This window comes from Mumia sp. zg.B21, from assembly GCF_019550855.1.
Taxonomy (GTDB): domain Bacteria; phylum Actinomycetota; class Actinomycetes; order Propionibacteriales; family Nocardioidaceae; genus Mumia.
On record NZ_JAHWCJ010000004.1, the window covers coordinates 651,296 to 665,922 of the forward strand.

Genomic DNA, 14,627 nt, shown 5'->3' on the forward strand with positions numbered 1-14,627 from the left:
AAGCCAGTCCCGGAGGACGGCCCGTACGCCGACGATGCTCCCGCCGCGACGGTCTCACCCTCGCTGGACGACAGCAAATGCGAGATCGAACGTGTCGGAGATCGGCTCGTGCGGTGCGACCACCTGGCCGGAGCCGCTCCGGCACCTCAGACGGTGCCAGAGCAGGGTGCCAGTCGCTGACGGTCAGGGGCCCACCCGGTGCTGGGCCAGCACCGCGAGCTCGACGCGGTTCTTCGCCCCGCTCTTGCGCAAGATGTTCGACACGTGGGAGCTCACCGTCTTCTCGCTGATGACGAGCGCATCAGCGATCTCCGCGTACGTCCGCCCGGCGACCAGGTGCGCCACGATCTCGTTCTCGCGTGGGGTGAGGCCGGGAAGGGCGCCGTCGGCCCACGTCCCGGCGGGCTCGCCCACCACCTCCGCCAACGAGATGTGAGCGCTTGCCGCGAGCCGTTCGAGGGCGTCGATCACGGGGACGGCCCCGAGCCGGCTCGCGAGCACGTGGGCGTCGCGCAGGATCCCGTTGGTCTCACGTCCGTGATCGCCGGAGCGCAGCAGCGCTTCGGCCCAGCGCCATCCCGCGTACGCCTCGTCCCAGCGCAGGTGCGCGCGGCGGGCGCGGATCGTGGTGACACGCCAGAGCAGGGGCGCGTCCGGGCTCGACATCGCGCGTGCGAGCTCGGCACGGTAGAGCACCTGGATCGCTTCGATCTGGGCTGCCACCCACGGCTGCATCTCACCGATGTCCAGGACGATGTGGCGGTGAGTCGCAGCGAGCTCGGTGAGCATGCGCAGCAGGTCGTCGGTGCCCTCCCCGGCGGCTCGACGTCGCTCGATCTGGTCGGCGAGAGCCCGCACCGCCAGCGGGAGCAGGTACTCGATCATGGACGGCGGAAGCGTGTCGAACCCCAGACCCGCGACCGCGTGGGAGTAGGCAGCCTCAGGATCGGCAGCGGCGAGCGCTACCAGCGCCCGGACCGCGTCGAACTCGAGCTCGTAGAAGCTCTGCGTGTCGACAACGAGCTCCTCGGCTCGCGCCAGGTGCGACGCTGCCTCCTCGTGGCGCCCTTGCCCCGCCGCGAGATGGGCGAGCGACAGACGCCCGCCGGCGTCCCACATCGGCTGCAGGCGCGTCGCCATGCAGGAGCGGAGAATCGCCACGCACTCCTCCCACTCGCCGATCCAGAGGCGAGCATCGGCTTCGAGGATGTCGAAGAGCACGATCTCGTGCCGCGGTGCGCCGGAAGCGGCGAGGTGCTCGCGGTCGCGCGCGATCTGCTCGGCGAACCAGGGTGACCAGGCCGAGTCGCCGGCGCAGGTGCGGTACTCCGCACTCCTCGCCGCCGATGGCCAGTCGCCTTCGCGCATGCTTGCGGCAACTGCCTCACCTGCGCAGGCGATCGATGCCGTGGCGTCGTCACCGACGAAGGCCGTCACGGACTTGGCCGTGAGCGCCATGCCGACGGCGGCGCCGATCTCGTGGGCGATCATGACGGCTTCCTCGCTGAGCGCGGCGCACTTGGCGGGCTCCCAGTCACCATGCATCGCGCTCCACGCAAGCGTTCGCACCAGCGTGGCCGACGGAGGCTGTGAGCGGGCGAGCGTCTCGGCGGCCTCCAGTGCGTCGTCGTCGACGTACGTCCGGCCCGTCAGGTGGCGGACGCTGGCGCGCCGCACGATCAGGTCGGCCACGGCGAGCGGGTCGGTCGCTGGGTCCACGCACGTCATCAGCTCGTCGACCAGGGCGAGCTCGGCGTCGAGGTCTCCGGACATCTCGGCGGCGGCCCGGGCGCGGTGAAGGAGGCCGAGCCGCGTGTCGTCGCGTCCGTCCGACGAGTCGTGTGTGAGCTCTCGCTCGAGCAGACGATGTGCCTCCGACCAGGCGCCCGCCGACTCGGCGGCCTCTGCCGCACGCAGCGCCCAGGTCCGGGCGTGATCGGTGTCCTGGGCCTGGAAGTAGTGGTCGGCCACCAGAGCGACGCGTGCGGCCTCGGCCGTCTCCTCGTGCAACGGCGGTTGTCGCTCCCACCACTGCGCGAAGACGCGGTGCCGGGCACGTCGCTCCCGCCCGGGCATCTCCGCCTCCATGGTCTCGGCGAGGAGCGGGTGGTGGATCCAGAACCGCCCAGCTGGAAGTGCGTCGACGACCCCAGCGGCGACGGCCTCGGGCACGATCTCGTCCCACCGGAGATCCGGGGCGACGTCATCAAGCTCGTCGTAGGTCGCCGGATGGCCACCGACGGCGAGGGTCTGGGTCCCGCGTCTCGCCGACGCCGAGAGCGTGGAGGAGGTTCGCAGGAGCGCGTCGTGCAACGATCCCGGCATCGCGGTGGGCAGGTGACGAGCGTCGCTGCGTAGACCGGTCGCTAGGAGGCGGGTGAAGTAGGGGTTCCCACCGGCCCGGGCGTACACCTCGCCGACGAGAGAGCCGTGGGGCGTCTCCCCGAGGAGGCTGGTGAGCTGGTCGAGGGTGGACGCCCGGTCGAGCGGTGCGAGCTCGATCTCCTCGACACGCGGCAGTCGACGCACGTCGGCGAGCCAGCGCGTGAGCGGGTGTTCATCGGTCACCGCCCCGGAACGGACCGTGGCCATGATCGACAACCGACGGCGCTCCGGCCCGGCGACGACGTACTGCAGCACGTCCAGCGACGTCTGGTCTGCCCAGTGGAGGTCGTCGACCACAAGTGCGACGGGGCGTGTCTCCGCGAGCCTGTCGAGCCAGGCATCGATACTCACCAGAGCATCGGCGGCGTCATGGCCATTGGGCAGATCGAGGGGCGGGACGTCGTCGGGCAGCTCGCGCACCAGAGACCGGATGGCGAGCAGCGGCACCGTCAGGCTCGACAACGGCAGACCCGCTCCGTACAGGGCGACACCCTCGGTGCGGGCTTCGGTGACAGCACGGACGAGCGATGTCTTGCCCACTCCCGCCTCACCGTGCACGAGCACGGTGCACGCGCGTCCTGCCTCGGTCTCGTCGAGGAGGGCGCTAAGCAGGCCGCGCTCGCGGTCACGACCGACGAGCGCAGTCGTGGGGGACGGTACCGACCGGTCCACCCCCGCATGATCGCAAAGGCGGTTCAGCCGGGCCGAGTTCTTGCATCGCACTAACATCGAGCGGTGCCGCCCATGCCCGCCGCCGAGGTCGACGTGACGATACCGCTCGTCCGAGGGCTCCTCGAGGCTCAGCATCCCGATCTCGCCGACCTCCCGATCCGACTCGTCGCGAACGGGTGGGACAACGTGGTGCTGCGGCTCGGTGATGAGCTCGCGCTCCGGGTGCCTCGGCGGGCACTCGCCGCGGACCTCGTCCGCCACGAGCAGAACTGGCTGCCGATCCTCGCGCCGCACCTCCCGGTCCCCGTCCCCGAGCCCGTACGCACCGGGCTGCCGAGCGACGGCACGCGCGGGCCGGAATACCCGTGGGCGTGGAGCATCGTCGCCTGGTTCGACGGACGCATGCTGGGGGAGACTCCGGTGGTCGACCGCCGCACGGTGGCGCGGCCGCTCGCCGACGTCGTGACCGCACTGCACCGACCGGCTCCGGAGGACGCGCCGCGCAACCCGTACCGAGGCGTTCCGCTCGCCGCCCGCGACGAGGGGATGCGGGAGCGCGTCGCATCCGGACACGTGCCGTACGCGGGGGAGCTGCTGAGCCTCTGGGAGACGGCGGTGGCGGCGCCTGCCTGGGACGGGCCGGCGTTGTGGCTCCACGGCGACCTCCATCCCGCGAACGTGCTCGTCACCGACGAGGGAGACGGCCTCGTCCTGTCGGCGGTGATCGACTTCGGTGACATGACGTCCGGTGATCCGGCGACCGACCTCGCGACGGCGTGGCTGACCTTCGACGCGCCGGGGCGGACCGAGTTCCACGAGCAGGTGTCCCGAGCCGGCTACGCCGACGCCTCGACGTGGGAACGCGCACGTGGGTGGGCGGTGCTCTTCGTGGCCATCCTCCTCGACGCGTCCGACGACGCGTCCGACGACGCGCCCGTCCTGCGTGCGGTCGGCCAGCACGGGCTGAGCCAGCTGCTGGACGAGCGCTGAGGCCGCACGTCCGGTCGTCACCTGGGGGTGCGACAATGGAGGCACGGTTCACGGGAACTCGCCTTCCTGTGCCGAGGCCCCGAGCAGAGCTTCCACCTCTTCTCGGGGCCGACTTATGCCGGGGTGTTGGACCTGTCGGCGCCGTGATCGTGACGTCGGCCGGGGGAGACGTCCTCGTTCGTACGGGGGTCAGGGCGGTCCGAACCCGTTGAAGGTGTGTCCCAGCCATCTGGCGTCGCTGGGGCGGGGCACCGGACCGTGTGGCCGGTGGTCGGGGTCGTCGGCCGTCCCCACCGCCCACGGAAGCGCGTAGAGAGCCGCGGCGATCTCCGTGATCCGGCGCTCCGTGTCACGGCGTCCCGGCGCCGGCTCGACGTGCATCACGACGCCGTCGCACGTCACGACGATCGGGCGGCGGCCGAGCTCCGAGGCAGCCGGCGGAGCGTCCGCGCCTGCGGCGAACTCCGGCATCCAGGGCGCCGCGTCGCCGACCTCAGGACACCGTCGACGCCCGATGCGCCAGAACGTGCCGCCCGCCCGGAGGATGTCCATAAACCATCATGACACTCCGATCCGCGGCCGACGCCGCGATGGAGATCGGCTGATCGGTGGGAGTCGCCCGTACGCCGCGCGCCTCGCGTCGTGCTCGGGCCTGTAGCCTCTGCGCTGCAAACCCCGTCGTGAGCAGGAGATGGACCGCCATGCCCGAATCGGCCGAGCTCGAACCCCTCACGCCCACCTGGTCGGAGTTGGGTGCCGGGGTCGCTGCGGTCGTGAACGTGGCTCTCATCCTGCTGGTGGTCGTTCAGCTGCTGCGGGGCCGGCAGACGGTGCCGTACGGGATTCTCGGCTGGGTCGTTCTGCTCGCCGTGCCCGTTGTCGGACCGATTCTGGTCTTGACGTGGCAGGCTTGGGTCGCCCGGCGCCTCGAGCAGTCGCAGCAGTCCGTCGCCTGACGGGCTCTCACACTCGCCGGTCGACGGCCGCGCACGGTCACGACATCTCGGCGTCCGAAACGGGACGAGGCCGGCTCCCCTCGGGAACCGGCCTCGGACTTGCGGTGATGCTGGTGGGCGATACTGGGTTTGAACTTTTGAGAGCCGACATCGTTCGGACTCGAAGTTGCCCGCCCCTCAGAGGTAAACTCGCAGGTCAGACGGCATATTCGGGGCCTGACGGCTGGCGACAGATGTGGACAAAGAGTGTCGCCTCTGGACGTCCTTGTTCCCCGTATGTTCCCCGGGGAACAAGGAGGCGATAGAAGATGGCTCGGGAACTGGAGCCCAACCGGCGCGGATTCGGCCGCATCGAGAAGCGCGATTCGGGCCGCTATCGCGCGGCTTACACCGGCCCTGACGGACGCCTCTACCGTGCGCCGATGACGTTCGATGCTCGCGACGACGCCGTCGCCTGGCTGTCCGCTCGACGTGCGGAGATCCAGATGGAGGTCTGGGCGCCGGCCGCTGCGGCCCGGGCTGCGTTCCGTCGGGAGGTGCCCACCCTGCGTGAGTACGGCGACAACTGGCTCGCCAACAGAAAGACCCGCGGCCGCGAACTGCGTCCGACCACCCGCCAGCAGTACCGGATGATCCTGGACACTACATCTACCCGGCTTTCGGCGACGAGCCACTCGACCTGATCTCGGCCGACGCCGTGAACCGGTGGTACGACGCTCTCGCGCCCGGCAAGGAGACGATCCGGTCGCAGGCCTACAGCTTGCTGCGGACTATCTTCACGAGTGCCTCCTCGGAGCGACCGCATCCGCTGATTCCGTACAACCCCGCGCACATCCGCGGAGCCGGCAACACTCAGAGGCTCCACAAAGTGGGGCCAGCTTCCCTTGCCGAGCTGGAGACGATCGTCGAGGAGCTGCCTGAGCGCTACAAGCTCATGGCACTGCTCGCCGCGTGGTGCGCGATGCGGTTCGGCGAACTCACCGAGCTGCGCCGTAAGGACATCGACCTGAAGGACAACCGGGTGAAGATCACCCGCGGCGTCGTACGTGTCGACGGGAAGTTCATCGTCGGCCCGCCCAAGTCCGACGCGGGCGTGCGCGACGTCGCGATCCCGCCGCACCTGTTGCCAGCGGTGAAGGCGCACCTCAAGGACCACACGCGCCCGGGCAAGGAAGCGTTGCTCTTCCCGGCCGCCGACGGCGGAGGACACATGGCTCCCTCGACGCTCTACAAGGTCTTCTACCCGGCCCGGAAAGCCGCGGGGCGCGACGACCTGCGCTGGCACGACCTCCGCCACACCGGAGCAGTCCTCGCAGCCCAGACCGGCGCCACCCTCGCCGAACTCATGGGGCGCCTCGGCCACTCAACTCCTGGCGCGGCGATGCGCTACCAGCACGCCGCCGCCGACCGCGACACCGAGATCGCACGACGGCTGTCCGCGCTCGTCGAGGTGTCGGACCCGGCTGGGAGGGTCGATTCATGAGGGAGTGGACCACGGAGTTCTACGAGGACGACGCGGGACGTCGTCCGGTGGAGTTCTGGATGGACTCGCTGACCATCGCCGAGTTTGCTGCCCTGCGCGCAGCGATCGTCCGGGTCCTCGAGGTCCAGGGCATCGAACTGGGGTCGACGCCGTGGTTGAAGGCGCTCGGCGAGGGCCTCTTCGAGTTCCGGATCCGTCATGATGCCGCGACGATCGAGGCCCTGCACGCACCACTGGTGGATGCCCAGCAGCCCACGCCGCAACCGACCCAGCACAAGATCTTGCTTCGGCTTTTCGTCCACTTCCACGGCAACAAGGTGATCCTCCTGCTCCACGGCTACGACAAGGGCGGCAACGACAGCCCCCGTCAGCAGAACAAGGAGATCCAGGAAGCCCGCAAGCGTCTGACGCACTGGAAGGCGACGGAAGCCCGGCGTGCCAAGCAGCAGCGCAAGAAGAAGTAGCCCGTTGAGTCGTATGTGGTTTTCGACATACACTGGGTGGTGTTCGACCGACGAGAGGAGGGGTGATGGCCAAGACCTTCGCCGAATACGCGCTCGAGCGCGAGGCGACAATGACTGCCGCTGAACTGGACGTCCTGCACGCCTTCGACCAGGCCGCTGCGTTCGGACAGGTGATCTACGGTGCTCGCAAGGCTCGCAACCTCCGCCAGAGTGATCTGGCAGAACTCTCCGGTGTGACTCAGGCCGACATCAGTCGGATCGAGCGCGGCCAAGTTGCGCCGACGACCCAGACGCTTCTCAAGCTCACGGCTGCGCTGGGGGTCGAGATTCAGTTCGTGCTCGCGGAGTCCGGCACCGCTCCGGCTGAGTCCATCAGCCTTCGTGCCCCGGTCGCCGGCTGAGCCTGCCAGCAGCGATGACTCACCTACTGGGGTCGTCGTCAGACGCGTCCTGCCGTAGATATTGAGACCGCCGACTGGGTCGAAGTCGTATGAGTGCCCCGGGCGGGCCGTTGCCTCCTGAGTCGGACGCTCGCGGCCGGCGGCTCTTCGGGAGGGTCTTGCGGATGAGCGGAAGCCAGGCACGACGGATGGGGTCGGGAAGGTCGAGTTCCTTCCAGATGTCGACGAGGAGCGCGCCGTCGACGTAGTCGAGAAGGTCGCTCGGACTGCCCTCACGCAGGATCAACTCGTAGGCGCGCGCCCGATCCTCGCGCTCGCGGAGGCGATAGGGGCGGCGGGGCGATGGCCAGTCGTGGTGCGGTCCGGGAAGCACGACTGTGCTGAACGCGCGTTCGGGAGCCTGCCGCCATAGCTGGTTGGCGAGCCAGAACGGGTGCAGGCCGTGCTGGCCGGGTACCTCCACGAACTCCAGGTTCGGCGCCACTTCCAAGCGATGGCCTGCCGCTTCGATGATCCGCTCAGCAACGGCGAGTGAGGGTGCCTTCGTGCCGCGCTCGTACGCCGACAGGGTCGGCTGCGACGTACCAGCGAGCCGCGCGAGGGCGTCCTGGGTCAGCCCGGCCGCGCGGCGGGCGTACGCGAGCAGGGAGTGCCCGGACACGTATCGAGGATAGCCGATCGGATCTGAACGGTCAGATTGCGCGAATCGGGGCCTCACCTGCACAAACGGCGCAGCCCGGCGTCAGCGGCGGACAAGCTCAACGGGGTGTTGAGGCCATATCCGGACAGGCCTTGCACACCTACCTGTTGAAGACGCCCATCTGAAAGCGACAGGAGCAGCCCATGAGCGTTGCAACATGCCTCGGCCTCGACTACCCCAACGAGCCTCCGCTGCTGGCCGCTGCCGCGGCATGGCAACGCTGGTGCCATCAGGATCCAGCCCTCGCTGTCGCCGACGACCTTGTCGACCTGCCGGGGTGGACTCGCCGGGCCGAGACCGCCGAGAAGGACGCATTGTTCTCGCGGCTGCACTTGATAGCGCAGCTCGACGCGGAGGCTGCCGTCGTCGTGTCCTGGCTTCTCCTGCCAGGTGCCAGCAGGCTCGCGAGTCGACTGGCCGATCTGTCCTCCGAAATCGACGCTCTCGTAGCCGGAGCGCTCTGGATCCGCGTCAGGACCCGGCCCGGCATCCCGCTGCGTCGCGTCAACGATCCTGCGCGACGTTCGGCGATGCGTACTGTCCGAGCTTGGAATCGGCGAGTGCGCCCGGCGCGCGGACCCCGTCTGGACGCGAACGAAAACGTACGACGACCCCGACGACCTGCGGCAGTGGGAAGACCTCGAACCGATCGTGTCCGCTGAATCAGAATCTGGATTCCTGGTGCAGGCCGCCGTCCTTGACGGCGCGATCACGTCCTCGGATGCCAACCTGCTGCTGTCACTTGCGCAGGCCGCCGAGGAGCTCGGCACCCCTGCCCGCCGCGGCCGCGCCGGGCTGATGGCACCCGCGGTCATCGACGCCGTGACCAGCCAATGGCAGACGTCGGCACGGAGCATCCGGCGCCGCGTCGGCGAGATATTCGAGCGACTCGGTACGTTCGCGCGCGACCGCCAAGTAGCCGACGACCTGTCCGATTTCGTCGCTACCCACGAGCTGCCGCCAGTCGAAATGGCCGAGTTCCTCGAGCTTTACCTGTGGGATCACATAGAGGACTACCTCGACGAGTTCCATCGTGAATTCGAAGAGTCCGCGTGAGTGCACGGCCAGGATGCGATGAACTCGAGGTTGTGGCAGATGTCGCTGCAAAGCGCCCGGAGTTGCCGAGGACGGCGAGGGCGAACCTCAGGTTTGCGAACGCAGCACTTCAAGTAAGCGCGGCGGGACGTCCACCCCGTAGCGCTCCGCGGAACCTGCCACGTCGCGGAGGCGCACCGAGCGTTTCTCGAGTTCCGCCAAGCTCACCGCGCTTAGCTCATCGATCTGTTGGGTCAGAAGGCGACGGATCTCCTCGTTGTGACCGTTCAGCTCGTCGATCTCCCACATCAACTGTTGAAACTCATCGAGCTCGTGCCCGGTGATCGTGTGCTCGTCGCCCCGGAAAACGGCGTCGCCGTGGTGAAGGGTCACGAAGAGCGCTTGGCGCAGGACATGCATCTCTTCCTGGGTGACCACGAATGAACCTTGCTGAGTCTGTTCCACGCGATCATCCTCTCAGTGGTGCGCCAATCGGATTATCTGGCCGACGCCCACCACGCCAGGATTCGGTCCACAACCTCAGGGGGGACGCCCTGCCTTTCGAGGCCGAAGTGCTCGTCGAGTTCTGTCCGGAGATACGCCCCGACGGAGCCCCTGTCAGCGCCCTGCAACATCAAAGTGATCAGGGGACCGAGCATGCAGTCGTACTCGTCGTACGGACCGCCATCGTCTTGTGCCCCTTGGACGCCCAACGGATCCCATTCGTTTAGCACCGTTCGCAGCTCGCTTTGGGCGTCTCGCGCCCAACGGCGATCATGCTCCATGGCTCGACGCTAGTCGGTCGTGAATCGGCGGTGTCGATGACCCCGTCCGGTCATCAGCGATCGTGGCGACATGCGTGCCCGGTCTGAGGCTGCCCAGGCGTTACGCGCCGGACCGCAGGTCGAACGTCCTCACAGTGCCCATGACGTCAAGAGTGACCTCTTGGCCACTGACGGAGTAGGACCACGGAGGTTCCACAAATCGAGTCCATAGCTTCGTTCCGTCTGTGTCCCAAGCAGCGAGTTCGACCTCGGCGGACATCACGACCGTCGATCCGTGCTGACGCCACGACCAGAAGCCCAGTTCGGCCTCGTCTCTCCACCATTCCTTGACCTCAGGACCGATCCCGTAGGCGCGCAACGTAGTTCCCGCGCCAACGAACGCCACTTGAGACTCGGGTACGACAAGGACGCCCGGTGCAAAGCCACCCTGGCTGGGTGCGTATGACAAAGCGAGCACGAGACCGGGCCATTCCCGTTCGGCTGTTCGTACTCCTGCGACCAGCACGGCTGCCTCGGCGTCAGCGACGGTGTCCTCGTCGACGAGTTGGGCGTGCGCGCAGTAGCTGTCCCAGATCGGCGGGCGCCCGCGTGCAACGAACACTTCGATTCCGCTGATCGACACGAACTGGGGTTCATAGGAAATGTCCACGACAGGAGCATTGCAGCCGATGAAGCCCGGTGCCGATGAAAAGCCGACTCCATCCGCAGCTGCCGCGAGTCGTGTTCGTGCGGTGGCGTGGTGAAGGCGGCTGGTGCCGACGTTCACGTGTAGCGCCGGCGCGGTCACCTTCGGATCAGTCACAGTCCGATGCCCGGTGCGGGAGTCGTGGGCGCGGGGCGACGTTGCTCGATGCCGACCGGCTCTGGGCGCCGTCGTCTCGGTGCGAGCTGCTTGCGGATCCGATACGCGAGGGCTGACGTCCGGTGCTCCTGGGCAGCGGGCTGGCCATGGCGCTCTGGAGCAGTCTCTCGGGATCGTGCCCCTGCCGCCGAAGCCGGTCGAGCTCGCGGGCCAGATCGAGTGTGTTCTCGTCGGCTGTGCCGACGTACTGGACCACACGTCGTTCCCACACGCGGACGGTTTTGTCGTACCGGCTGTTCACCACGCTGAGCAGTCGTCGGCGGTAGGACGCGGCGCGGTCGTCGTCGGGCGGGGGACCGGCGACGGTTCGCTCATCGGCAGGGATGCCCTGCGCCGCGCGCCAGACAGCGATATCGGTGCGGAGCTCTGCGGTGAGGACGTCGTCGTAGTCGTCGAGCCAGGCAGGCAGGGTCACGTCCGCGCGGTCCCGGACCTCGGCGGCGAGGGACGACACGAGGCGCTTTCGCGCGGTCAGGTACGGACCCCATCGCGGGTGGTCAGCGACCTCGGCGGGAATGTGGGGGAGCCACGCGAGCGGACCCCAGGGCCCGGCCTCGTCATCGCCGGCGCTGAGCACCTGCTGGGTCGCGATGGCCACCGCATCGGCGTACCGGGTCGCTGCGTCGCGGAGGCGTGCCTCCGGCGACCCGGCCACTTGACGGGTCGTGGTCGCCGAGACGGCGGCGCCGTCGTTCGCGAGGACACGCTCGAGAATCTCGGCGACGCTGAGTTGCTCGGTGATGTCGGGCAGTTCGAACTCACGCTCGTCGCTCAGGTCATCCGCGACGACGTGGACGTGGTTCTCGGCGCGGCCGCGAGTCAGCATCGTGTAGAGCAGTTGCCGGGTTTCGTCGCCCGTGATGACGCCGTGCATGACGTCGGCGGTCAGACCCTGGGCGGTGTGGACCGTGGAGGCGTAGCCAAGCTCCACGTGGGCGGCGACGTAGTCGGCAGGCAGCACGGTGGTGAGGCCAGAGTCGCGGTGCCGCACGGTCAGGGTGCCGCCCCGGATGCCCGTGACGGTCCAGCGGTCGCCGTTCTTGACCCAGTCGGTGTTGCTCACCCCGAGCCGACGGTCGTTGCGACGGGTGAGTACGACGTCGCCGACCGACGCGTGGGTGCCATCCCGTAGCCGGACCTCGTCGTCTGCGGCGCCGTCACCGAGCCGGGTGGAGCGGGCTCGTTCGTTGAGTTCTCGTACGAGTTCGTGCGTCGGCGCCAGCATCAGGCAGTCTCGGCCAGCGTCCTGCTCACGCCGCCAAGCGTCGAACACTTCGTCGACGACGGCCTGCTGGTCACCGGCATGGATCCGCTCGTGGTCGAGGTAGTAGCCGAGAGCGGAGCGGGCGCCGTCCCGGAGCGCCAGCGATGCTTCGGCCTCAACCGGATCCTCGAACCGGACGACCTCGTCGAGGCGTACGGCGCCCTGCGTGCGTTCGATGTCGCGGAGGACTCCGCCGGCGCCGACAGCGGCGAGCTGCTGGTCGTCGCCGATCAGCCGCACCGTGGCACCGCGCTCGATCGCGAAGCTGATCACCCGATCGAGGGTGATGGTGTCGGCCATACCGGCCTCGTCGATGACGAGCAATGTGCCCGGACCGATGGCCGCCGCGAGCGGCGAATCGGGTCTTGCATCGAGGTCGTCGACCAGTTTGGCGAGGGTCTCGCAAGCCATGCCGGTGGCGTCACGCAGCGCGGCCGCCGCGGCTGCCGACGGAGTGAGGCCAAGTGCGTCGGCACCAGCTTCGGTCCACACTCCGGCGAGGACCCGCATCGTGGTCGTCTTGCCTGTCCCCGCAGGTGCGAGGGCGAGCTGCACGCGTCGGCCGCTGGTGGCCAGTTCACGGACCATCCCTTCTTGGCCGGCGTTGAGTTCGGTGCCGTCGAGGCGGGCGGCGAGGATGGCCAGCTCGACGTCGTCGGTCGACCAGGCCGATGCGTCCGTACTCCCGGCTGCCTCGATGATGCGCGCCTCGGCCTCGAGGACACGAGTGGTGGTGAAGTGATCGCGTCCGGTGTGGCGATAGACGCTCGTCCCGTTCGAGCGGCACAAGCCCTCCGGCTCGCTGATCGGGTCGAGCTCGAGCGTGAGGTTGATGGTCAAGTCCGCGACTTCGTCGACGACCCAGCTGACGGCGATCGCCATCAGCTCGGGGGAGAGGTCGGCGCCGCGGATCTGACGCTGAACTTCGGCGTACGCGTGCCAGGACTGCCATGTCGCCCGGTGCGCCTCGAGTTCGCCGAGCACACGCTCGGCCATCTCCCGAAGCCACGAAGTCGACACCGCGGTCGGCGGAGAGGTGTTCGTGGGGTGGAGAGCGGCGTGGACCATCCGATCGACGGCGTGCGGGGATCCGAGTACCTCGACGGCTTGGCCTCGCCAGGTCGCCCGCTGGTCGGCGAGTGATCGCGGCTCGTGCTTGGCCTCGCGGGTCTCCAGATTCGCTTGCTGTGCAAGGGCGACGGCTTCGACTGGCGTCGGCGTACGGCCGTGAGCATCGCGGAAGTCACGAGTGAGCTCGCGCTGCCGGGCCACGATGTCGGCTCGCCTGCGGGACCACGCCTCGCACAGTTCGCGATCGACGCCGACGATCTCGCGGATGGGTCGCTTCTCCCGATCGATGCCCGGCCGGTCGGCGAACTGCACCCCGAGTGCCTCGACCAGGTGCCGCTCCAGCGCGGTGTTGTAGGTCTCCGACGCGGCGACCACGTGCTGGTGCAGGACGCGTCCGTAGATCGAGAGCCACTTGCCCTGCTTGGTCTGGACCTTGTTCGCGACCGCCACGTGTGTGTGCAAGTCTGGGTCGCCAGCGCGGGAGTCGCGGTGGGTGAAGGCGGCTGCGATGAGGCCGCGGGTCTCGACCTGGCGGGCGCCGTCCTTGCCCTCGCGGGTGAACAGCGCGTGGTCCTCGATGAAGGCGATCGCGTCCGCCACAGCCGCATGGTGAGCCTCTTCGATCTTGGACGCGACCTCTGGTGTCGCAACAGCCCAGAGAGCCGAGACTGACTTGACCGGGCTGAACGTCAGATCGAAGCCCGCCACGGCTGTCTGTCGCGGCCGTGAGTACCTGGCTACCGCGGCTGATAGTTCTCGCGCCGTCGCTGCTTCGCGGCCGTTCTCCGCGACGAAGAACTCGGCCGCTGCGGTCGCCCGAGCGGCCGCGCGTTCAGCATGCGTCGGTGCCAGTTTGTGGCTGAGCAGTTCGCCGACCCGGGCGTTGAAGGCATCAACCGTTTCGTTCGTGTAGACCTTGTACGCCGAGCCGAGCGGCCGACCCGAGACGGGATCGCACCCGGCGCCGAACAGGTGCTTCATCTGCTCGGCGGTGACGATGTCTCCGGGTTCCAACCCGTCGATCCCGACCAGCCCCGAGCCGACCCACCGTCCGGGCGGCTCGCCCTTCGCCGCGTAGTAGTCGGCGAGCGGGATGCTGCCCTTCTCCGTCGAGTCGAGCGCAGCGACCTGACGGGTCAGGTACTCGTAGCCCGACCCGGCCGACAGCTTCTGCAGCGTCATGGTCACACCCCTCAAGGCCGGAACGGGCGCGTGAGTGGCCACGTCCTGCGGGACCAATGAAATAGGTGTGTGGCGGAAAAAGAGGTAGAAGCGGGGAATGAGAGGAGGGGGTCAAGAGAGGGAGGGCAAGAGAGGGAGGGCAAGGAGGGTTAGGCGAGATCAGAGAGTGGGAAGCGGTGGAAGTTGAGGAGATCTTGGTGAGGACCGCTGGTGATGCCTAGTGATCGCGAAGCGCACCGGGGTGCCCGATGGCTTCAAGAATCCAATGGCGACCGACGGTCCATCCGAGGAAGGGGGATCGATCGTCGTCGAGCGCATGACCGGCGGCCACCTGGCGGAGACCGCCGAGCAGCTCGTCCATCACCGCTGGCCCGGCT

At 68.4% G+C, this 14,627-nt stretch carries 13 protein-coding genes; 7 read left to right on the plus strand and 6 right to left on the minus strand.

Annotated elements, in window-relative coordinates; translation table 11 throughout:
- Positions 1–183 precede the first annotated feature (183 nt).
- Positions 184–3,057 carry a helix-turn-helix transcriptional regulator gene (locus KV100_RS19950; protein ID WP_220344544.1) on the minus strand — a complete coding sequence of 958 codons (2,874 nt, stop codon included), beginning with the start codon at positions 3,055–3,057 and terminating at the stop codon, positions 184–186.
- Positions 3,058–3,129: 72 nt separating this feature from the next.
- Here KV100_RS19950 and KV100_RS18320 point away from each other — a divergent pair, with 72 nt between their 5' ends.
- A complete protein-coding gene (locus tag KV100_RS18320) occupies positions 3,130–4,047 on the plus strand; it encodes an aminoglycoside phosphotransferase family protein (protein ID WP_255566373.1) in 918 nt (305 codons plus the stop codon).
- Positions 4,048–4,236: 189 nt separating this feature from the next.
- Here the strand turns inward: KV100_RS18320 and KV100_RS18325 are convergent, their stop codons facing one another.
- Positions 4,237–4,599: a hypothetical protein gene (locus tag KV100_RS18325; RefSeq protein WP_220344546.1), complete on the minus strand. Its 363-nt coding sequence runs from the start codon at positions 4,597–4,599 to the stop codon at positions 4,237–4,239.
- A 149-nt stretch (positions 4,600–4,748) separates the two neighbouring features.
- Here KV100_RS18325 and KV100_RS18330 point away from each other — a divergent pair, with 149 nt between their 5' ends.
- The 5 genes from KV100_RS18330 (at position 4,749) to KV100_RS18350 (ending at position 7,351) form a co-directional block, all read left to right on the plus strand.
- Positions 4,749–5,003: a hypothetical protein gene (locus tag KV100_RS18330; protein ID WP_220344547.1), complete on the plus strand. Its 255-nt coding sequence runs from the start codon at positions 4,749–4,751 to the stop codon at positions 5,001–5,003.
- 308 nt (positions 5,004–5,311) lie between these two features.
- A complete protein-coding gene (locus KV100_RS18335; RefSeq protein WP_220344548.1) occupies positions 5,312–5,686 on the plus strand; it encodes a hypothetical protein in 375 nt (124 codons plus the stop codon).
- 185 nt (positions 5,687–5,871) lie between these two features.
- Positions 5,872–6,486: a site-specific integrase gene (locus KV100_RS18340; protein ID WP_220344549.1), complete on the plus strand. Its 615-nt coding sequence runs from the start codon at positions 5,872–5,874 to the stop codon at positions 6,484–6,486.
- A complete protein-coding gene (locus KV100_RS18345; RefSeq protein WP_220344550.1) occupies positions 6,483–6,950 on the plus strand; it encodes a type II toxin-antitoxin system RelE/ParE family toxin in 468 nt (155 codons plus the stop codon). The genes KV100_RS18340 and KV100_RS18345 overlap by 4 nt, the downstream gene beginning before the upstream one ends.
- Positions 6,951–7,015: 65 nt before the next feature.
- The gene (locus tag KV100_RS18350; RefSeq protein ID WP_220344551.1) at positions 7,016–7,351 is read left to right on the plus strand and encodes a helix-turn-helix domain-containing protein; all 336 of its coding nucleotides are present in this window, start codon (positions 7,016–7,018) and stop codon (positions 7,349–7,351) included.
- Between the two features lie 19 nt (positions 7,352–7,370).
- Here the strand turns inward: KV100_RS18350 and KV100_RS18355 are convergent, their stop codons facing one another.
- Entirely contained in the window at positions 7,371–8,012 is a 642-nt protein-coding gene (locus tag KV100_RS18355) for a helix-turn-helix transcriptional regulator (RefSeq protein ID WP_220344552.1), read from the minus strand.
- Positions 8,013–8,732: 720 nt separating this feature from the next.
- Here KV100_RS18355 and KV100_RS18360 point away from each other — a divergent pair.
- A complete protein-coding gene (locus tag KV100_RS18360; RefSeq protein ID WP_220344553.1) occupies positions 8,733–9,107 on the plus strand; it encodes a hypothetical protein in 375 nt (124 codons plus the stop codon).
- An 87-nt stretch (positions 9,108–9,194) separates the two neighbouring features.
- Here the strand turns inward: KV100_RS18360 and KV100_RS18365 are convergent, their stop codons facing one another.
- The 3 genes from KV100_RS18365 to mobF all read right to left on the minus strand — a co-directional run bounded on the left by KV100_RS18365 (position 9,195) and on the right by mobF (position 14,250).
- Complete coding sequence (locus KV100_RS18365; RefSeq protein WP_220344554.1) at positions 9,195–9,551, minus strand: hypothetical protein; 357 nt, start codon at positions 9,549–9,551, stop codon at positions 9,195–9,197.
- 420 nt (positions 9,552–9,971) lie between these two features.
- Positions 9,972–10,673 carry a hypothetical protein gene (locus tag KV100_RS18370; protein WP_220344555.1) on the minus strand — a complete coding sequence of 234 codons (702 nt, stop codon included), beginning with the start codon at positions 10,671–10,673 and terminating at the stop codon, positions 9,972–9,974.
- Positions 10,666–14,250: a MobF family relaxase gene (mobF, locus tag KV100_RS18375; protein ID WP_220344556.1), complete on the minus strand. Its 3,585-nt coding sequence runs from the start codon at positions 14,248–14,250 to the stop codon at positions 10,666–10,668. Before mobF ends, KV100_RS18370 begins: the two co-directional genes overlap by 8 nt.
- Positions 14,251–14,627: the final 377 nt, after the last annotated feature.